The 23034-nt window shown below is 64.7% G+C and carries 1 protein-coding gene and 1 pseudogene; both read left to right on the forward strand.

Features of this window, described 5'->3' with window-relative positions; translation table 11 throughout:
* Window position 1: 1 nt before the first annotated feature.
* Window positions 2–6590 (forward strand): annotated as a pseudogene (locus V1292_RS15885) (amino acid adenylation domain-containing protein).
* A complete protein-coding gene (locus V1292_RS15895; RefSeq protein WP_334373669.1) occupies window positions 6583–23028 on the forward strand; it encodes a non-ribosomal peptide synthase/polyketide synthase in 16446 nt (5481 codons plus the stop codon). The pseudogene V1292_RS15885 and the gene V1292_RS15895 overlap by 8 nt, the downstream one beginning before the upstream one ends.
* Window positions 23029–23034 lie beyond the last annotated feature (6 nt).

A 23034-nucleotide genomic window follows, 5' to 3' on the forward strand; every position in this document is an offset into this window, starting at 1 on the left:
CATGGCTGAACCATCAAAGCCCGGTTTGCGTGATCTGGATTCCGCACAGGTGAAGAAACTCCTGTCGCTGGCGAGAGACCGCAGCCGAAATGCCAGCAAGATTGGAATCTCCTCGATTCCGGCGGTGCCGCGCGGCGGGCCGCTGGAATTGTCCTTTGCCCAGCAGCGGCTTTGGTTGCTGGCGCAGCTCGACGGCGTCAACGCCAACTATCACATTCGCGGCGCTTTGAACCTCGCGGGTGATCTCGACGTCGCTGCATGGCGTCGCAGCCTTGATCAGTTGTTTGCGCGTCACGAATCGCTGCGCAGTGTCTTCCACGTGGTCGAAGGAAAACCCTGCGTTGAATTGCTGCCGGCCGATGAGCACCTGCCGGTGCTCGAACATGACTTGCGGCAACGACTGGATGCCGAACAGGAACTCGCGCGCTTGTGTCGCGAGGAGGCCGATACGCCGTTCGATCTCGCCGTCGGCCCGTTGATCCGCGGACGCCTGATACGGACGGCGGAGCAGAAGTATCTGTTCCTGCTCACCCAGCACCACATCATATCCGACGGCTGGTCGATGGGCGTGCTCGTGCGCGAGCTTGGCGCGCTTTACCGAGCCTTCACAGCAGGCCAAAACGATCCGTTGCCGCCGCTGACAATTCAGTATCCGGACTATGCAGCCTGGCAACGGCAGTGGCTGGCCGGCGAGCGGTTGCAGCGGCAAGTCGATTACTGGCGGCAGGCGCTCGCGGGCGCGCCGGCGGTGCTCGAACTGCCGACAGCCCGGCCGCGCCCGTCGGTCAGGTCGCTCGCCGGTGCGTCATTGCCGATCGAGATCGACGCCGGGCTTGCGCATCGTATCAGGCTGTTCAGCCAGTCGCACCGCGCGACGGCATTCATGACGGTGCTGGCGGCCTGGGCGGCGGTGTTGTCAAAACTTTCCGGGCAGACCGATCTTGTGATCGGCACGCCGACGGCAAACCGCAACAGGCGCGAAATCGAGGGCCTGGTCGGCTTCTTCGTCAACATGCTGGCGCTCCGCGTCGATTTATCGGGAGAGCCTGATGTGGCGGAGCTGCTCAACCGCGTGCGCGCTGCGGCGCTTGAAGCTCAGGATCATCAGGATCTGCCGTTCGAGCAACTCGTCGAGATCATTCAGCCGCCGCGGCGGCTGGAGCATACGCCGGTCTTTCAGGTCGTGTTTGCCTGGCAGAACAACGAAGCGGCGGTCCTTGAATTGCCCGGCCTCCGGGCCGCGATAGCCGATATCCCGCTGCAGCAGGTCAAGTTCGATCTCGAGCTCAATCTGGGCGAGGCGGGCGGCCGCATCGTCGGCGCCTTGAACTATGCAACGGCCCTGTTCGACGAAGCGACGATCAGGCGGCACCGGGACTATCTGCTGGTCTTGCTGCGGGCCATGGTTGCCGACGCGGACCAAATTATCGACCGGATCGATATTCTCGGCGCGGAGGAGCGCAAGCTCGTTCTCGACACATGGAACGAAACGGCTGCGCCGTTCCCATCGGAGCGCTGCATCCACGAACTGTTCGCAGAGCAAGTCCGAACCGCGCCCGAAGCCACGGCGCTGGTTCACGACGACGTTCGCCTGAGCTATGGCGAACTTGATGCGAAGGCCAATCAGCTCGCACGGCATTTGATCGCTTTGGGTGTGGGCCCGGATCGACCGGTCGCGATCTGCCTGGAGCGCGGCATCGCCATGGTCGTCAGCCTGCTGGCCGTGCTGAAGGCGGGGGGCGTTTACCTGCCGCTGGATCCGGCCTATCCGGCTGAGCGGTTGCGCCAGATCGTCGAGGATGCAAGCCCGGGATTGTTGATCGTTGACGATGCCGGACGTGCAATCTTCGCGAAAGCGGTCTGCAAGATTGTCGATCTGGAGGCGAGCGCGTCGGCCGTCGCCAATTTGGCGGCATCAGATCCAGGCGACCTTGTCACGGGACTTACATCACGGCATCTCGCCTACATCATTTACACGTCCGGCTCTACCGGCCGGCCGAAGGGAGTGATGGTCGAACATCGCGGCCTGGTAAATCTGGCGCTGGCACAGCGAGCGCTGTTCGACGTTTCCCAACGCAGCCGCATCGTGCAGTTTGCCTCGTTCAGCTTCGACGCCAGCACCTGGGAAATTGTCATGGCCCTGTGCTCGGGGGCCGAACTGTTTCTCGTCGGCCCGCAACAGCACCGCAATACGTCGGAACTGCTCGATTTTCTCTCGGACAACGCCATTACGCACGCGACCTTGCCGCCGGCGATGCTGCAGGGCCGGGATGATCTCGACAGGTTGGCGTCGCTGCGGGTGCTCGTCCTCGCCGGAGAATTGCCCAAGGCGGAATTGATCAAGGGTCTGCCGCCTGGCGTTGCAGTTTTTAACGGCTACGGGCCGACGGAAACGACGGTCTGCGCTACCAGTTGGCTGCGGCCGGCGGGCTTTAATGATGACGTCGTCCCAATCGGTCGCCCGCTTCCCAATACACGGATCTATCTGCTTGATGGCTTCGGCGCGCCCGTTCCGTTAGGTGCGACCGGCGAAATCTACATCGGCGGGGCAGGAGTAGCCCGCGGCTATCTGAACCGACCCGATCTGACGGCGGAGCGCTTCGTGCGCGACCCCTTTAGTGGCGACGCTAACGCGCGGATGTACCGCAGCGGCGATCTCGGACGCTACCTGCCGGATGGCAACGTCGCGTTCCTCGGCCGCAACGATCATCAGGTAAAAATCCGCGGCTTCCGCATTGAATTGGGCGAGATCGAAGTTCGTCTCAATGAGTACGCCGGAGTGGCCGATGCGGTGGTGCTGGTGCGTCAGGATCACAGCGGTGACCCGCGGCTGGTCGCGTATGTGACCGCGAAGGACGACGGCGTGAAGCTTGATGCCGGTGAATTTGCGGCTGCGATGCGCAATCATCTCCGTGAGCGTTTGCCGGACTACATGGTGCCGTCGGCGTTCGTGCGCCTGAATGCACTGCCGCTCACGCCGAACGGCAAGGTCGATCGCAAGGCGCTGCCCGCGCCGGAGGACGATGCCTTTGCAAGGCGCAGTTTCGAGGCGCCGCAGGGCGAGATCGAGGAGGTAGTTGCAAAGATCTGGACCGAGCTGCTCGGCGTCGATCGAATTGGACGCAACGATCACTTCTTTGAACTGGGAGGCCACTCGCTGCTCGCGGTCCGCATGCTGGAACGCTTGCAGCGGCATTCGCTCCGCGCTGACGTGCGCACGCTGTTCGCCAATCCGGTGCTCGCCGATTTCGCCGCCAGCCTTCATGGCGGCATCGCCGCGGCTGTTCCGGCCAATCTGATCACGCCGCAGACGACGGCAATTACACCCGAGCTGTTGCCGCTGATAGCGTTGACGCAATTCGACATCGACAGCATCGTGGCCAAGGTGCCCGGGGGCGTTGCCAACATCCAGGACATCTACGGGCTATCGCCGCTTCAGGATGGCATCCTGTTTCATCATCTGCTGTCGAAGCAGGGTGATCCATATCTGCTGGTCGGCCAGATGGCGTTTGCAAGCCGTGACCTGCTCGATCGCTATCTCGCTGCCGTTCAACAGGTGATCGATCGTCACGACATTCTCCGCACGTCCATTGCATGGGATGGGCTGTCCGCTCCGGCGCAAGTGGTTTGGCGGCGGGCTTCGCTGGCTGTTACCGAAGTCGTGTTGGATCGCGACAGTCCCGCGCACGAACAGCTTGCGCGGCGTTTCGACCCGCGCCGCAACCGGATCGATCTCGGCCAGGCGCCGCTGCTGCGATTTGCGATCGCCCGCGATCCCGGCAAGGAGCGCTGGCTGCTCTTGGTATTGCTGCATCATTTGATCGGCGATCACTCCACCCTGGAGGTGATGCACGACGAAGTTCAGAAGATATTGTTGGGACGTGCTCATGAGCTTTCGACTTCGTATCCGTTCCGAAATCTGGTTGCGCAGTCGCGTGGATCGGCAGCTACCACGGAGGACGAGCGCTTCTTCCGAAGCATGCTGTCCGACATCGATGAGCCGACCACGCCGTTTGGGCTGGATCGCGTGCATGGCGACGGTGGTGGCGTGGCGGAAGCGCGGCGAATGCTTCCGGAACAGCTCAATGCACGGCTCCGCGTTCTGGCACGGCGGCTGGGCGTGAGCCTTGCCAGCCTCTGCCATCTTGCCTTGGGGCCAGGTGGTGGCGCGAAGCAGCGGACGCGAGCGCGTCGTGTTCGGCACGGTTCTGTTCGGCCGCATGCATGCGGGAGCCGGCGGCGATCGCACCATGGGGTTGTTCATCAACACATTGCCGCTGCGGATCGATCTTGATGGCGCCTCGGTTGAAGACAGCGTTCGCCATGCGCACGCCCGGCTGACTGAGCTGATGGCGCATGAACATGCCTCGCTGGCGCTCGCACAACGATGCAGCGGTGTCGCAGCGCCCGCGCCCCTGTTCAGCTCGATCCTGAATTACCGACACAACGCGATGCCGGTGGCTTCGTCTCCAGATCAGGACGGCGCAGGTCTGCAGGGCGTCGAGTGGCTCGGCGGCGAAGAGCGTACGAACTATCCCTTGATGATGGCGGTCGAGGATTATGGCCAGGCGCTCGGCTTGACCGCTCAGGTTGTCCATCCGCTCTCGGCCGATCGTATCTGCGCCTTGATGCAGCAGGCGCTCGATCAATTGGCGGAGGTGCTGGAGCGCGCACCTCGCTCTCCGGTGCGGCAACTGGATGTTCTGCCTTACGAAGAGCGTCAGCTTTTGCTGGAGACGTGGAATCGGACGCAGGCTCGATATCCACGAGACCGCTCGTTTATCGAACAGTTCGAGGCGCAGGTCGGTCAATCTCCTGACACGATCGCGCTGGTGTTTGGCGATGAGGCATTAAGTTACGTCGCGTTGAACGCGCGCGCCAATCGGCTGGCGCGGCGATTGCGCGATCGCGGCGTTGGAACCGACATGGTGGTGGGGCTGGCGCTCGACCGCGGCGTCGAGATGATGGTCGCGCTGCTCGCGGTATTGAAGGCGGGCGGCGCCTATCTGCCGCTCGATCCGGACTATCCGGCGGAGCGGCTGGCACACATGCTGCGCGACAGCGGCGCTGCGCTGGTGCTGACGCAACGGATGCTGCTGGATCAGTTTGCGCCCGTGCTGGAGGAGACCAGTGCCGAGGCCTGGCTGATCGACGAGCAGCAACACGAAGACGGCGAGGGTGGTGATGCGGCGAATCTCGACGTCACCGTCCATCCCGAGAGCCTCGCTTATGTGATCTACACTTCCGGCTCGACCGGCCTGCCCAAGGGCGTGATGGTCCGCCATGACGCCGTGACGAACTTTCTGGCGACGATGGCGGAGCAGCCGGGCATGACGGCCAAGGACCGCGTGCTCGGCTTGACCTCGCTATCGTTCGACATTGCGGTGCTGGAACTGTGGCTACCGCTCACGCTCGGGGCATGCGTGGTGCTGGCAGATCGTGCGGCCGCGCATGATCCGGCTCGGCTCAAGGCTATCGTCGCCAAGCAGGGCGTGACCCTGATCCAGGCGACGCCGTCGACCTGGCGGATGCTGCTCGATCATGAGGGCCCGTCGTTGCCGGCAAGCTGCCGCGTGCTGTGCGGCGGCGAGGCACTGGCGCCAGATCTGGCGCGGCGGCTGGTGGCGCAAGCGGATGAGGTCTGGAATTTGTACGGCCCGACCGAGACCACGGTGTGGTCGGCCCGCCACCGCCTCGATGCGCAGGACGACCGTCCGGTTTTGGGCGGCCCGATCGGCAACACCAAGCTGCACATTCTCGACAACGACCTCAACCTCGCGCCGGTTGGTGTCGCGGGCGAGCTCTATATCGGCGGCGCGGGACTTGCGCGCGGCTACTGGCGACGCGGCGCGCTGACCGCGGAGCGCTTCATCCCCGATCCGTTCGGCACATCAGGCGCGCGGCTCTACCGCACCGGCGACGTAGCGCGGTGGCGCGCTGACGGCGTGATCGAATATATCGGCCGCGCCGATCACCAGGTGAAGATCCGCGGCTTTCGGATCGAGCTCGGCGAGATCGAGGCGCGGCTGCTCGAACAGGCCGGCGTGCGCTCGGCGGTGGTGGTGGCGCGCGAGGTTGGCGCTGCCCGCCAGCTCGTCGGCTATGTCAGTGGCGGTGCGTCGCTGGACCAGACAGCTCTGAAGACCGCGCTGTCGTCGCTGCTGCCGGACTACATGGTGCCGCCACGGATCGTGGTGCTGGACCGGCTGCCGCTGACGCCGAACGGCAAGATCGACCGCAAGGCGCTGCCCGCCCCGGACCAGCTCGCCGGTCTGGCCGAGCATGTGGCACCGCGCACGCCGGTTGAAGCGGCGCTTGCCGCGATCTGGGCGGACCTGCTGCGCCAGTCCAACATTGGCGTCACCGACAACTTCTTCGAGCTCGGCGGCGACTCTCTCACCGCCGTCCAGCTCGTCAGCCGCATCAAGCGCGATCTCGGCCACGACCTGCCGCTGAACCGCCTGTTTGAAATGACGACCATCGAGACGATGGCCGCTGCGCTTGTCCCGGAGATTCAGGTCGACAAGCGCAGCGACGACATCGCCGCGATGTTCGACATGTTGAAGGAAGTCGAACTTTCCGATGAATGATATCGCCGCCACGCAGAAGCAGCAGCTTCGTGACATCTCAGGGCGATTGATGCGCCTTGATGCCAGCAAGCAACAAGCATTCCTGACGCAGCTCGCGGCGAAGGGCGTCAATCTCGCCATGCTGCCGATTGCGCGCCAGGAGAAAACACGGGCACCGCTTTCCTTTGCGCAATCGCGCCTCTGGTTCTTGTGGCGGATGGATCCGGACAGCGCGGCCTACAACATATCGGCGACGGTGCGGGTGCGAGGGCAGCTTCAACGGCACGCCCTGCAGCAGGCCTTCGATGCGCTGGTCGCCCGTCACAGCGCGCTTCGCACGGTGTTTCGGCAGGAGGGCAAGGAAGCCGAGCAGGTCGTGCTCGACCCGCAACCGTTCGCGTTGCGGCATGTGTCGCTCGATGGCGATGACCGTGAACAGCAGGCATATCTGTTGGCGCGGCAGGAAGCATCACGGCCGTTCGATCTCGAAGCCGGCCCGCTCATGCGCGCCGCGCTGCTGAGGCTGGAGGAAGACGACCATTTCCTTGTCGTCAGCCTGCATCACATCGTGGCCGACGGCTGGTCGATGGGCGTGCTGGTCGACGAGTTCTGGCGCTTGTACGCGGCATTCGCAGGCGGCGAGGCGCCGGCTTTGCCGGAGCCTGATATTGAGTATGCCGATTATGCCTGTTGGCAACGACTCTGGATGAGCGCTGTCGATGGCGAGCGCCAGGTCAATTACCGGACGGCGCGCTTAAAGGATCCGGCGGTGCTGCAGCTTCCAATCGATCGGGCGCGGCCGGCGGTTCCCGATCTCGCCGGCGCCGCGCTCCGCATGGCGCTCGATCCGGCGCTCGCCGAAGGCTTGCGCGCGCTGGCGCGCCGGCATCAGACCACGCTGTTCGTCGTCCTGCTGGCAAGCTTCAAACTGCTGCTTTATCGCTACACCGGCCAGTCCGACATCAGCGTCGGCGTGCCGGTCGCCAATCGCCACCGCGACGAGACGCACGGGGTGATCGGGCTGTTCGTCAACACCCAGGTGCTTCGCACGCAGCTCGACGGTCGCGCGGCGATCGCTGACTTCATCGCATCCGTTCATTCGGCCACGATCGAAGCGCAGGAGAACCAGGACCTTCCGTTCGAGCGCTTGCTAGAGATACTGCAGCCCAAGCGCAGCCTGAGCCAGAACCCGCTCTTTCAGGTGCTCTACAATCATCAGCGCCGGCGCGTGTCGGGCAACCCGCCCGACCGGACCGGCCTGCAGATCGAGAAGCTCGACGCCGAAGTCGACACGGTCAAGTTCGACCTGGCGCTCGACAGCGAAGAGGGACCGGCAGGGGAGATCCGCGCGATCTTTACCTATGCGACCGCGCTGTTCGAGCCGGCGACGGTCGAGCGCCTTGCGTCGCATTGGATCACGATCCTGAACACGATGGTTCAGGACGGCGCGCAGTCGGTCGCCGGCGTGGCACTGCTCTCCGCGCAGGAACTTGCCACGCTGCAGGAGTGGAACGGCGCGGGTGCCGGGATGGCCGCGCCGTTTACACCGGTGCACCAAACGGTCGCGCGGCTGGCCGCGGAAACGCCTGACGCGCCGGCGCTCATCTTTGGCGACAACGTGATCTCTTATGCCGAGCTTGACCGTCGCGCCAATCGGCTCGCACATCGCCTGATCCGCTCAGGTGTCAGTCCTTCCGATCTGGTCGGCATCTCGGCACGGCGCTCGCCATCGCTCGTAGTAGCGCTATTGGCTATACTGAAGACCGGCGCGGCCTATCTGCCGCTCGATCCCGAGCATCCGGCAAAACGACAGGTCGGAACCATGCACGACGCCGGCGTGCGCTTCGTGCTGGTTGATTTGGAAGGCTCGGCACTCACTGCGCTTCCGTCAGGAATCGCGGCTATCCCGCTCGACGCAAGTGATCTCGGCCGGGAGGCGGAGAACGATCCCGGCGTTGCCGTCGAAGCAACAAGCCTTGCCTATGTGATCTACACCTCGGGCTCCACTGGCGTCCCGAAGGGAGTAGCCGTCGAGCATGGGCCCTTTGCGATGCATTGCGAGGTCACCGCCGGGCTCTACGACATGGACCGGTACTCGCGCGAACTGCACTTCCTGTCCTTTACGTTCGACGGCGCCCATGAACGGCTCTGGACGGCGCTGACCTGCGGCGCCGCGCTCGTGATGCGCGACGAGAATCTTTGGTCTGCCGAGCAGACGCTCGAGGTTCTGCGCAAGCAGCGCGTCACCAACGCAGGCTTTCCGCCGGCCTATTTGCAGCAGCTCGCCGACTTTGCGGCGTGGCGCGGCGATCCGCCGCCGGTCGGGCTCTACTCGTTCGGCGGCGAGGCCATGCCGAAGGCCGGGTTCGACAAGGTCAAGCGCGCGCTCAAGCCGCGGACATTGATCAACGGCTACGGCCCGACCGAAACGGTCGTGACGCCGCTGGTCTGGAAGGTCGATGCCAGCGAGGAGATCGAGGGCAACTATGCGCCCATCGGCCGCCCCGTGGGACGCCGCGCGGCCTATATTCTGGATGGTGATCTGAACATCGTGCCGGTTGGCGTAACCGGCGAATTGTTCATCGGCGGCGAGGGACTGGCGCGAGGTTATTGGCAGCGCGCCGGCCTGACGGCCGAGAGATTCATTCCCGATCCCTTCGGTGCACCCGGCGCGCGGCTCTATCGCACCGGCGACCTGGCGAGATGGCGCGCCGATGGCGTGATCGAGTACGTCGGGCGCTCCGATCACCAGGTGAAAATTCGCGGCTTCCGGATCGAGCTCGGCGAGATCGAGGCGTGGCTGATGCGCCAGCCGGCCGTGCGATCGGCCGTGGTCGTTGCCCGTGAAGCCGGCGTAACCAGCCAACTGGTAGGCTATGTCGCCGGCGAGGGCGCGTTCGATGAAGCGGCCATGCGCGCGGCACTTTCGGACGAACTGCCCGATTACATGGTGCCGGCCCGTATCGTGAAGCTTGAGCGGCTGCCGCTCACGGCGCACGGCAAGGTGGACCGCGAAGCGCTGCCGGCGCCCGAGATGCCCACTGCTGCGGCCGGACACGTCGCGCCGCGCACCGCGACCGAGGCGACGCTTGCCGCGATCTGGGCCGAGTTGCTTGGCCGGCCGCTCATTGGCGTTGACGACAATTTCTTCGAGCTCGGCGGCGATTCGATCATCTCGCTGCAACTGGTTGGCCGCGCCCGGCAGGCGGGCCTCGTGATCGAACCGCGTGACGTTTTCCGGCACCAGACCTTGCAGGAGCTGGCGCGGGCCGCGCGCATCGAACGACCGGTGGAAGACGCGACTCCCGAGAAGGACCTCGAGAGCAGCGAGCATCCGCTGTTGCCGATCCAGGCGCGGTTCTTCAGCGAAGACGCCGGCGAACGTCATCACTGGAACCAGGCCGTCCTCTTGATGCCGAAGTCGCGGCTGGATTGGGCGACCGTGGAACGCGCGGTCGCCGCCGTTATCGCGCATCACGATGCCTTGCGTCTTGGCTTCAAGGAAGTCGATGGCGCTTGGCGTGCAACCTATGGCGCTGCGCCGGCAGCTTCGGAGTTTTTGTGGATTCGGAGCGGCATCCGCGATGCAGCCGAGGTGACGGCCGTCGCTTCCGCCGTCCAGGCGAGCCTGTCGCTGGCAGGACCATTGCTGCGCGTGGTCGGCATGGATCTCGTTGACGGTAGCCAGCGGCTTCTCATCGTGGTGCACCATCTCGTCATCGACGGCGTGTCATGGCGCGTGCTGCTCGAAGACTTTGCGGCGACGTACGGGCAGTTTCAGCAAGGCGCAGCGTCGATCGCGCTGGCGAGGAGCCAATCCTGTGCGTCCTGGGGCGCGCGGTTGCAGGCATATAGCCGCACCGAAGAGCTGTCTGCCGAGTTGCCCTATTGGCTCGAACGACGTTCGCGCGCCGATCTACCCTGCGACGACGATCATGGTGGCGTCGACCGGGTTGCCGAGGGCGAGGAAATTTCGCTGGCATTCGATGCCGGGCTGACGACGCGGCTGCTCAAGGAAGCGCCGTCCGCCTACCGGACCCAGGTCAACGATCTGCTGCTGGCCGCATTGGCGCGGGCGGTATCGCGCTGGATCGGAATTGAGGACGTTGTCGTCGAGCTCGAAGGGCACGGCCGCGAGGACATCTTTTCCGGGGCAGACATTTCCCGCACGGTTGGCTGGTTCACCACCGCTTTCCCGGTGCGCTTGGCGGGCGGATCCGGCGACGACGCTTTGCTGATCAAATCCGTTAAAGAGGAGCTTCGGGCGATTCCCGCCCGCGGCTTGGGCTTCGGCGTATTGCGCTATCTCGGCGCCGAGACGCAGCGCCATGCGCTGGCCGCGCTGCCCGAGCCGCGCATCGTTTTCAACTATCTCGGCCAGTTCGATTCCAGCGTGGGTGAGGGCACGCCGTTCCGGCTTGCGCCTGAGAGCGCCGGGCCGTCGCGCAGCGACAGCGCGCCGCTTGGCCGCTGGCTGAGCATCAACGGCCAGGTGCGGGAAGGTCAGCTACGGTTGTCCTTCAGCTACGGCCGCAGGCGTTACCGGCGAGCTACGATCGAACGCCTCGCAGAGCATTATGCCGCGGCGCTGAGAGAACTCGTCGAGCATTGCACAAGTGGCGCCCGCGGCATCACGCCATCGGACTTCGCGTTGTCGAATTTGAGCCAGGCCGATCTCGATCTCCTGGGAGCGACGATCGATTGCCGCGATATCGAAGACATCTATCCGCTGTCGCCGATGCAGCAGGGCATGCTTTTCCATGCGCTGCGCGACGGAGAAAGCGGCAACTACGTCAACCAGGTCGGTCTCGAAGTGCGAGGCCTCGATGCCGGCAGGTTGCGCGCAGCCTGGCACGAGGTGAGCGTGCGCCACGCGGTGCTGCGGACCGGCTTTGCCTGGCGCGAGTTGTCAGGCGCGGCCCAGCAAGTGGTCTATCGCCATGTGACGCTGCCATTCGTGGAAGAAGACTGGCGCGAGCAGGCTGCAGCCATGGACCGCGGCGAACTCGATGCGGCGCTGGCGAAGGCGTCGCAGGCCGAGCGCGCTAGGGGATTCGACCTGTCGCAAGCGCCGTTGCAGCGCGTGCGGCTGATCCGGCTTGACGAAAACCGCCACTGGCTGATCTGGACGCATCACCATATCCTGCTGGACGGCTGGAGTTCGGCGCGTCTGGTTGCCGAGATACTGCAACATGAGCGCGGCCATCGTTTGCCTGCCGTGCAGGGCCGCTACCGCGACTACATCGCCTGGCTGCAACGGCAGGACCGCGACGCGTCCGGGACGTTCTGGCGCACGGCATTGGCGGAACTGGATGAGCCGGGTTTCCTGGCGGATACGCTGGGAGGACCTGCAGCCGCTGGTGCATCCGGCCATGGTTCGCTCGATCTGCTTCTCACTGCCGATCTGACTGCAAAATTGCACGCTTTTACAAAGCGCGAGCGCGTCACGCTGAACACCCTGTTGCAGGGCGCGTGGGCGCAATTGTTGCGCCGTCACACCGGCCGGCGCGTTGTCTGCTTCGGCGCGACGGTGTCGGGCAGGCCGGCAGAGATCGGCGGGTCCGAGGAAATGGTGGGTCTGTTCATCAACACCCTGCCGGTCGTGGATCGGGCAAACCCGCAAACTGATTTGGGTACGTGGCTTCGGGACCTGCAGGAACGTAACATCGATCTGCGCGATCACGGCTGGATGCCGCTCTACGAGATCCAGCGCCTCGCCGGACGATCGGGCCGGCCGTTGTTCGACAATATCCTGGTGTTCGAGAACTATCCGATCGATCAGGCGCTGCGCGGAGAGAACGAAAGCGGTCGCCGGTTCGGGCGGGTCGAGCAGGTTTCAATCACCAACTATGCGCTGACGGTGGCGGTATTCGCCAAGACCGACGGCATCAATCTCGGTTTCCGCTACGACCGAGCCCGGTTCGATGAAGATCAGATCAGATATCTGCAGCTCACGCTGTCGCGGCTCCTTGCCGAGATCGTAGCCGACGCCTCCCGACCGCTGGGTGAGCTCAGCGGGCTCGATGCCGATGAGACGCGGAAGGTGCTCGGCTGGAGCGGTGGCTTTGCCAAGGCTCCGAACGTTGGCAACAGTATCGTCGCTCAGATCGAGGCTCGTGCGGCTGCTTCGCCATCCGCTATTGCGTTGGTATTTGGCGACCAGGAGGTCAGCTATGGGGATCTGAACGCTCGCGCCAATCGTCTGGCGCGGCGGCTGCAAGCCCACGGAATCGGCCGCGACCGGTTGGTCGGGCTCGCACTGGAGCGCAGTGTCGAGTTGATCGTCGGGGTTCTGGCGGTGATGAAAGCCGGCGGAGCCTATCTGCCGCTCGATCCCGATTATCCGCCAGACCGCCTTCTGCATATGCTGCGCGATAGCGGAGCTGCGCTGGTGCTGACACAAAGCCGGTTAGTAGAGCGCCTTGCGCCGGTGATCGCGGACGCTGCCGTCGAGGCCTGGCCGATCGATGAAGCGACGAGGGCACCGACCGGTGAGCCGGTCCGCAATCTCGAGATGGCGCTGCACCCGGATAGCTTGGCCTATGTGATCTATACGTCGGGATCGACGGGCGTCCCTAAGGGCGTCGCGTGCACGCACGGTGCGCTGGCCGCGCGGCTTGGCTGGATGCAGGCGGAGTATCGCCTCGGTGCCGGCGAGACCTTGCTGCAGAAAACGCCATTCAGTTTCGACGTCTCGGTCTGGGAGATCCTCTGGCCGCTCGCGACCGGCGCACGGCTTGCGATTGCGGCGCCGGGCGCGCATCGCGAACCGCGGCTTCTGGTCGATGCCATCATCGCCCACGACGTGACGACACTGCATTTCGTGCCCCAGATGCTCGAACATTTTGTTGCCGAGTCTGAGGCGAAACGCTGCGTCAGCCTCAAGCGCCTGTTTGCCGGCGGCGAAGCCTTGTCGGCGGAACTGAAGGCGCGTGCGCTCGCAGCCTTCCCCAACGTGCGTTTCGACAATCGCTACGGGCCGACGGAAGCCTTGATCAATGCCACGTTCTGGAATTGTCGCGACGATGGCGCGGGGCGGGTGCCGATCGGACGGCCGATTCCGGGCACGGTCATTCGGATCCTCGATATCGACCTGAACATGGTCCCGGCCGGCGTGACCGGTGAATTGTTCATTGGCGGGGCAGGACTGGCGCGGGGCTACTGGCGACGTCAGGCGCTGACGGCGGAACGCTTCCTTCCCGATCCCTTCGGTGGCCCTGGCGGGCGGCTATATCGAACGGGCGATCTGGCGCGTTGGCGCGCCGACGGCGCGATCGAATATGTCGGGCGGTCCGATCATCAGATCAAGATCCGCGGCTTTCGTATCGAGCTCGGAGAGATCGAGGCGCGGCTGCTCGATCAACCCGGTGTCCGCGCTGCGGTGGTGGTGGCGCGCGAAGTCGGACTGGGCCGCCAGCTCATCGGATACGTCAGTGGCGCGAGTGAACTGAAGGAACAGGTCCTGCGGACGGCGCTGTCGGCCGTTCTGCCTGATTACATGGTGCCGTCGCGGATCGCAGTGCTGGAGCGGCTGCCGCTGGCGCCGAACGGCAAGATCGACCGCCAGGCGCTCCCGGCGCCCGACGCCGCGTCCACGGGTGCGCAGCACGAGGCTCCGCGCACGCCGGCCGAATTGGCACTCGCGGCGATCTGGGCCGAACTGCTTGGCCGGCCTGCTGTCGGCCTTGCCGATAATTTCTTCGAGCTCGGCGGCGATTCGATCATCTCGCTGCAGATGGTGAGCCGGGCCCGTCGCGCCGGTTACCTGATCGAACCGCGCGACGTGTTTCAGCATCAGACGCTCGAAGCGTTGGCGCTGGCCGCGCGTGCCGAGCAGCGCAGCGAAACGCTCGCCGATCAGGGGCAGGTCACCGGCCCGCACTCATTGCTGCCGATCCAGGCGCGGTTCTTTGCAGAGGACCTGGGAAAGCGCGATCACTGGAACCAGGCGGTGCTGCTGCGGCCGAGAGATCATCTCGATTGGGAGATGATGCGGCGCGCGATGGCGGCCGTGGTCGATCATCACGACGCGCTACGGCTTCGCTTCGAGGAAGCCGAAGGAACGTGGCGTGCAGAGCACGGCCCTGCACCCGCCGCCGCGGATCTGCTTTGGATACGAAGCGCGCCCGACGGCGAAGCCGTGACGGCGTTGGCAGCATCAGTGCAGGCAAGTCTTTCGATATCGAGGGGGCCGCTGCTGCGGGCGGTCGGGATCGACGTTGCCGATGGCACTCAGCGTCTCCTCATCGTGATCCATCATCTGGTGGTCGACGGCGTGTCGTGGCGGATTCTGCTGGAAGACGTCGCCGCCGCATATGCTCAGCTAGTGAACGGCGGCGCGGCGGTTGCGCTTCCGGCGAAGAGCCATGCCTACGCCGTGTGGGGCAAGCGGCTGAAAGATCATGCAGCATCGCCCGAACTGGCGACTGAATTGTCCTATTGGATCGATCGCCGTGCGAACGCGGATATTCCCTGCGACAACGACCATGGCGGCGGCGACTATGTCGCCGATGCCGATGAAGTCTTGCTTACGTTCGAACGGGAATTGACGCAGCGCCTGCTGACGGATGCGCCGTCCGCCTATCGTACGCAGATCAACGATCTTCTTCTCGCCGGCCTTGTACGCGCCGTCTGGCAATGGAGCGGACAGGACGATGTGCTGGTCGAGCTGGAAGGCCACGGCCGCGAGGACCTGTTCGGCGATCTCGACATCTCGCGCACCGTCGGCTGGTTCACCACCGCCTTTCCCGTGCGGCTGGCTGGTGGATCGCAAAACCCTTCGTCACTCATCAAGACTGTGAAGGAGGAACTTCGTGGCATTCCCGGCCGCGGGCTCGGTTATGGCGTATTGCGCTATCTCGGCTCCGAAGAGCAGCGCGCGGCGCTGGCTGACATTGCCGAGCCGAAGCTTGTCTTCAACTATCTCGGCCAGATCGACGGCGGTGTCGACGACGCGGCATTGTTCGCCATGGCATCGGAAAGCGCGGGTCCCTCGCGTGACGCATCGAGCCCGTTGCGGCGCTGGCTCAGCGTGAATGGCACCGTGCGCGAAGGCCAGTTGCGGCTCTCGTTCGGCTTCGGTCGAAAGCGCTACCGGCGGGAAACGGTCGAACGATTGGCCGGGCTGTACGACGTGGCGTTGCGCGAACTGGTCGATCACTGCACCAGCGGCGCCTGCGGCGTGACGCCGTCGGATGTAGCATTGTCGGGCCTTGGCCAGGCCGATCTCGACAGGCTGGAGTTGGATTGGCGAGAGATCGAGGACATCTATCCGTTGTCGCCGATGCAGGAGGGCATGCTGTTCCATGCGATGCACGACGGCGAGAGTGGGCTTTACGTCAATCAGGTTGCCGCGGAAGTGCGCGGTCTCGATGCCGGAAAGCTCCATCGCGCCTGGCAGGCGGTCAGCGATCGCCATGCGGTGCTGAGAACCGGCTTCGTCTGGCGCGATCTTTCCGGCTCGCCGCAACAGATTGTCTATCGTCGTGCTGAGGTGCCGTTCGTCGAGGAGGACTGGCGCGCGCGGCCTGCGGCGTCCGAGCCGTCGCAGTTGGAGGCTGCGCTGGGCGAAGTCTCGCTGCGCGAGCGGGTCGAAGGGTTTGACCTGTCGAAGCCGCCCCTGCAGCGGGTGCGGCTGATCCGGCTCGGAGAAGATCGTCATTGGCTGATCTGGACCCACCATCACATCCTTCTCGACGGATGGAGCTCGGCGCGGTTGATCGCCGAGGTGATGCAGCACAATGGCGACGGCCGGTTACCTGCGTTGCAACGCCGCTATCGCGACTACATCGGTTGGCTGCAGAGCCGGGACAGCGATGCATCGGCGGCGTTCTGGCGCAATGCCATGGCGAAGCTGGAAGAACCGAGCTTCCTGTCAGGCGGTTCGACCGAATATGCCGACGCGGAGTCGCCCGGTCACGGCATGCTCGCGCTGGAGCTGGATGTTGCCGCGACTGAACGCCTGCAGCAATTTGCTGCGCGTGAGCGTGTGACGCTGAACACGCTGGTGCAAGCGGCTTGGGCGCAACTGCTACGGCAATATACCGGGCAGGGAACGGTTTGCTTCGGTGTCACCGTATCAGGCAGGCCGCCGGAACTGGCCGGCGCCGAGGACATGGTGGGCCTGTTCATCAACACCTTGCCTGTTATCGACGATGTCGGTCCGCAGCAGAAAGTCGGCGCATGGCTGCGCGACCTGCAGGATCGCAATCTGACCTTGCGCGAATACGGCTGGACGCCGCTCTACGAGATCCAGCGCCTGGCGGGACGTCCCGGGCGGCCGCTGTTCGACAGCATCCTGGTGTTTGAGAATTATCCGGTCGACCACGCGCTGATGGGGAAAGATGGACAGATCCGTGTCGGCGAGACCAGGATCGTCGAGACCAGCAACTATCCGCTGTTCGCCAGCATCGGCCTCGATGAGCGGCTGCGGTTGGTGTTCAACTATCAGCGCAGGCACTTTGATGAGGCGCAGATCGCGCGGCTGCAGCGCGCCTTTGTGCGGCTGATGGAGGCGTTGAGTATCGATGCCGATCGGCCTGTCGGCATGATCGCAGCCAGCGATCCGGCCGATGATGCGCTGCTCTCCCGAGCGAACGACACGCGCCGCGATGAGCTGCGCCGGGGAATTGTCGAGCAGCTCGAGGCGCAGGTCGATCAATCGCCTGACACGATCGCGCTGGTGTTTGGCGATGAGGCATTAAGTTACGCCGCGCTGAACGCGCGCGCCAATCGGCTAGCGCGGCGGCTGCGCGATCGCGGCGTCGGAACCGACGCGGTGGTGGGGCTGGCGCTGGAGCGCGGCGTCGAGATGATGGTCGCGCTGCTGGCGGTCTTGAAGGCGGGCGGGGCCTATCTGCCGCTCGATCCGGACTACCCGGCGGAGCGGCTGGCGCACATGCTGCGCGACAGCGGCGCTGCGCTGGTGCTGACGCAACGGACGCTGCTGGAGCAGTTCTCTCCGGTGCTGGAGGAGACCAGCGCCGAGGCTTGGCTGCTTGACGAGCAGCAGCACGAAGACGGCGAGGGCGGTGATGTCGGCAATCTTGATGTCGCTGTCCACCCCGAAAGCCTGGCTTATGTGATCTACACCTCCGGCTCGACCGGCCTGCCCAAGGGCGTGATGGTCCGCCATGATGCGGTGACAAACTTTCTGGCGACGATGGCGGATTGGCCGGGTCTTACGCACGAGGACCGCGTACTCGGCTTGACCTCGCTGTCGTTCGACATTGCGGTGCTGGAACTGTGGCTACCGCTCACGCTCGGGGCATGCGTGGTGCTGGCGGATCGCGCGGCGGCGCATGATCCGGCCCGGCTCAAGGCGATAGTAGCCGCGCAGGGCGTCACCATGATCCAGGCGACGCCCTCGACCTGGCGGATGCTGCTCGATCATGAGGGCCCGTCGTTGCCGGCAAGCTGCCGCGTGCTGTGCGGCGGCGAGGCACTGGCGCCAGATCTGGCGCGGCGGCTGGTGGCGCAAGCGGGTGAGGTCTGGAATTTGTACGGCCCGACCGAGACCACGGTGTGGTCGGCCCGCCACCGCCTCGATGCGCAGGACGACCGTCCAGTTTTGGGCGGCCCGATCGGCAACACCACGCTGCATATTCTCGACAACGATCTCAATCTCGCGCCGGTTGGCGTGGCGGGCGAGCTCTATATCGGCGGTGCAGGACTGGCGCGCGGCTACTGGCGACGCGGCGCGCTGACGGCCGAACGCTTCATCCCCGATCCGTTCGGCCCGCCAGGTGCGCGGCTGTACCGCACCGGCGACGTAGCGCGGTGGCGCGCTGACGGCGTGATCGAATATATCGGCCGCGCCGATCACCAGGTGAAGATCCGCGGCTTTCGGATCGAGCTCGGCGAGATCGAGGCGCGGCTGCTCGAGCAGGCTGGTGTGCGCTCGGCAGTCGTGGTGGCGCGCGAGATTGGCGCGGCGCGCCAACTCGTCGGCTATGTCAGCGGCGAAGCGTCGCTGGACGGGACAGCTCTGAAGACCGCGCTGTCGTCGCTGCTGCCGGACTACATGGTCCCGCCACGGATCGTGGTGCTGGACCGGCTGCCGCTGACGCCGAACGGCAAGATCGACCGCAAGGCGCTGCCCGCCCCGGACCAGCTCGCCGCCTCAACCGAACATGTGGCACCGCGCACGCCGGTGGAAGCGGCGCTCGCCGCGATCTGGGCCGATCTGCTGCGCCAGCCCGACATTGGCGTCACCGACAATTTCTTCGAGCTCGGCGGCGACTCGATCATCTCGCTGCAGATGGTGAGCCGCGCGCGCCGTGAAGGTGTGTCGATCGAGCCGCGCGATGTGTTCCGGCACCAGACGATCGAAGCGCTGGCTGCGTTGTCCTGCGACGTTGGCCCGAACAAGGACACTTTTGGACCTGCGCGTGGCTCACTGTCGGGTTTGACCAGCGAACAGCTCGATCGGCTTGAACTGGACTGGAGCCGCATCGAGGACATCTACCCGCTGTCGCCGATGCAGCAGGGCATGCTGTTCCACAGCCTGCGCGATGCCGGCAGCGGCGTCTACGTCAACCAGGTCAGCGTTGAAATCCGCGGACTTGATGCGGAGCGTCTCGGGAAATCATGGCGCGAGGTGACCGCTCGCCATCAGATGCTTCGGACCGGCTTCCTGTGGCGCGAGCTTGCCGGGTCTCCGCTGCAAGCCGTCTATCGCGACGCCGTCGCGCCGTTCGAACAGGAGGACTGGCGCGGGCAAACCATCAATGAGGACCGGATTGCGGCGGCGCTTGCCGACGAACGCGCCGCCGAGTTCGATTTGTCGATGCCGCCGCTGCAGCGCGTGCGGCTGCTGCGCCTCGAGGACGATCTCTATCGCCTGATCTGGACCTACCATCATATCCTGATGGACGGATGGAGTTCGGCAAGGTTCGTCGGGGAAGTCCTGGAATGCTATTATGGCGGCACGCTCGCGGCGAACCCGACGCGTTACCGCGACTACATCGCCTGGCTGCTGGCGCAGGACGCCAAGGCTGCCGAGGCTTTCTGGCGTGAGCAGCTCAAATCCTTCGACGAGCCGACGCAACTGGCCGATGCCTTCGGCTCGCGCCGCCATGATGCATCCGGCCACGAGCGCTGTTACACGCGGCTTGGAGAGACGGCGACCGCGGAGCTGAAAGCATTCGCGCGCCGTGAGCGGATCACGCTCAATACCGTCGTTCAAGGCGTATGGGCGTTGCTGCTGCAGCGCTATACCGGCCAGCAGACGGTAACGTTCGGGGTAACCGTCGCCGGCCGCCCGGCGAAGCTCGACGGATCGCAGCAGATGCTCGGGCTCTTTATTAACACCTTGCCCGTGATCGAAACGCCGGCATCCACGGTAACTGTCGGAGAATGGTTGCGGGCGCTTCAGGATCGGAATTCGGCGATCCGGGATTACGAGCATACGCCGCTTTACGATATCCAGAGCTGGGCTGGCCGTGCCGGTCAGGCCATGTTCGACAGCATCATCGTGTTCGAGAACTATCCGATCGAGCGCAGCATGCACCGGGGTGACGGCTCGCTGCAGTTCGGCGGCCTCAGGAATGTCGACGTGACGAATTATCCGATGGACCTGTCGGTGCTCGTCGAGGACACGCTTCAGGTCGAGTACACCTATATGCCGAGCCATTTTACGGCGGCACAGGCGACGCAGATCAAGACGCAGTTCGAGCGTTTGCTTGAAGTGCTGACGCGCGACGCGTCGGCGTTGCTTGGCAATATCGATCCGGTCACGGCGGTCGACGCCGCGCTCGCCGAAAACTGCAATCGGCACGCGACGTCGGCGGTCCCATTGCCGCTGGTTCACGAGACGATCAGCATCCACGCGCGGCGTCACCCGGAACGGACGGCGCTTACCATCGGCGGCAAAGCGCTCTCGTTCGGTGCGCTCGAGGCCAGGGCCAATCGTCTTGCCCATCACCTGATCGGCCAAGGGCTGAAGCCTGAACAGCGTGTTGGCGTCGTGGTCGAGCGAACGGAAGCCACGATGGTCGCGCTGCTTGCCGTCCTGAAGGCGGGCGGGGCCTACGTTCCGCTCGATCCGGAGATCCCGGCCGAGCGGCGCGCCTTTGTCATGCGCGATGCCGGGATCTCGTTCTTGCTGGCAGGACAGCTCGATGTCCGGGAAGGCATTGATGGTGTCGAAAGAATCTGCCTTACGACATTCGATTTCGATGCCGGGCCGGAGCATGCGCCGCAACCGGAGCTGCACCCCGAGAATCTCGCTTATCTGATCTACACGTCCGGTTCGACGGGAAAGCCAAAGGGCGTCGCCGTCGCCCATGGGCCGCTCGCGATGCACTGTCACGTCACGGGCCGGCTTTACGAGATCGACGAGAGCTCGTGCGAGCTGCACTTCCTGTCGCTCGCCTTCGATGGCGCCCATGAACGCTGGCTGACGGTGTTGTCGCATGGCGCGCGTCTCTTGATGCGGGATGCCGAATTGTGGACGCCGGAGCAGACGGTCGAGAATCTGCACGCGCATGGTGTCAGCCATATCGGGTTGCCGCCGGCCTATCTGCAGCAGGTTGCGGAGGCGGTCGAGCAGGCGGGCAATCCGCCGCCGGTCAAGCTCTACTCGTTCGGCGGCGAGGCGATGCCGAAAGCGGGCTTCGACAAGGTCAGGCGCGTTCTGAAACCGCGGATATTGATCAACGGCTACGGTCCGACCGAAACCGTTGTTACGCCGCTGGTCTGGAAGGTCGATGGCGTTTCCGAATGCGAGACACCTTATGCGCCGATTGGTCTGCCGGTCGGCGACCGCCGCGCCTACATCCTCGATAGTTCGCTCAACATCATTCCCGCCGGTGTCGCCGGCGAGCTCTATCTTGGCGGCTTCGGACTGGCGCGCGGTTATCACGGCAAAGCGGGCATGACCGCCGAGCGTTTCGTGCCCGATCCATTCTCTGCGGTGCCGGGGAGTCGCCTCTACCGGACCGGTGACCTCGCGCGCTGGCGCGAAGACGGTACCGTCGAATACCTCGGCCGTAGCGACGACCAGGTCAAGGTCAACGGCTTCCGGATCGAGCTCGGAGAGATCCAGACTTCCCTGCTTCGCCACGAGGAGATCGAACAGGCCGCCGTAGTGGCGCTAGCGGGCGCGGCCGGAAACCAACTCATTGCCTATGTAGCGCCGAAGGCGGCAAAGAACGCAACGGGAGGCGCTGCCGAGGCTCTGGTCGACAGATTGACCTCCTTCCTGAAGCAGACCTTGCCTGTTTACATGGTGCCGGCGCGGATCATGGTGCTTGAGCGACTGCCGGTGTTGTCGAGCGGCAAGGTTGACCGGCGTGCGCTGCCGGCCCCCGACTCGGCCGGGCGAAGCTTCGTGGCTCCGCAAGGGTCGGCCGAAACCGCGATGGCGCGGCTGTGGGCCGACATTCTCAAGCTGCCGCAGGTCGGCGTCACCGATAATTTCTTCGAGCTCGGCGGCAATTCGATTCTCAGCCTGAAGGTCGTGGCCCGGCTGCGGCAGGACAAGACATTTGGCATCGAGATCAAGCTTCGTGATCTCCTGCAGAAGCCCACGATCCGCGCGCTGCTCGCGGATAACGTTTCTCCGGCGCCCGCCGCTGCGCCGCCGCCGACAGCGCTGCTGCCGCTGAATGCCGCGGTTCGTGGCGCGCATCCGGTATTCTCTGTGCATGGCGGCTTCGGCACCGTCTTCGATTATGGGCCGCTGGCGCGTCGCCTGGAAGGACGCCGCCAAGTCATTGGGCTGCAGTCCAGGATGCTGGTCGATAGTTCATGGAGCGACCGGTCGCTCGAAGCGATGGCGTCCGACTATGCGAACGAGATCAGGCAGGTTCAGCCGCAAGGTCCCTATAGCTTGGTGGGCTGGTCGCTCGGAGGCCTTCTCGTCACGCTTGTTGCAGCCGAGCTCGAACGGTGCGGTGAACGCGTCGATTGTCTCCTGATGGTCGACAGCTTTGTGCTGCGTGAGCACGGCGGATCGGATCGGCAGGCAGCGGCATCCCACTGGGCCGATGATCTCGCAGGGTTGCTGTCGGCCGTTCTGCCGCACGCCGCAGCCGTTCGTATCAGTTCGCATGTGGAGGAGGCGAAGGTCACAGGCATGCCGGAGACATCCGAGAGCGTCCGGCGTCTGGTTGCGCAGATATTAGGGGAGGGAACTTCGGCGGACGACACACTGCTTGGCGTCGACGATCTGTCAGCAGCCTTCGCGGTCGGCCGGCACCTCAAGACCCTGACGCAGAATGCCGCGCCGCCGCGGCGTCTTGCGACCAAGCCATTGTGCTGGTGGACGTCGGGCCGCCTGACGCAGCGCGATCGGCTGGAGACGCAACTGCCTGATGCCATTGATCGCGGCGTCATCGGAGACAACCATTTCACGATCCTGAGGGATGCCAGCTTGCTCGATGAGATCTGCAGGCTGCTCGTGCCGGAGACGGCATCGGCGGCTTCGCAGGACACGGTGCCGGAACCGGCGGAGTGAAATTCA

Origin of the sequence: Bradyrhizobium sp. AZCC 1719 (assembly GCF_036924525.1) — a bacterium.
Classification (GTDB): domain Bacteria; phylum Pseudomonadota; class Alphaproteobacteria; order Rhizobiales; family Xanthobacteraceae; genus Bradyrhizobium.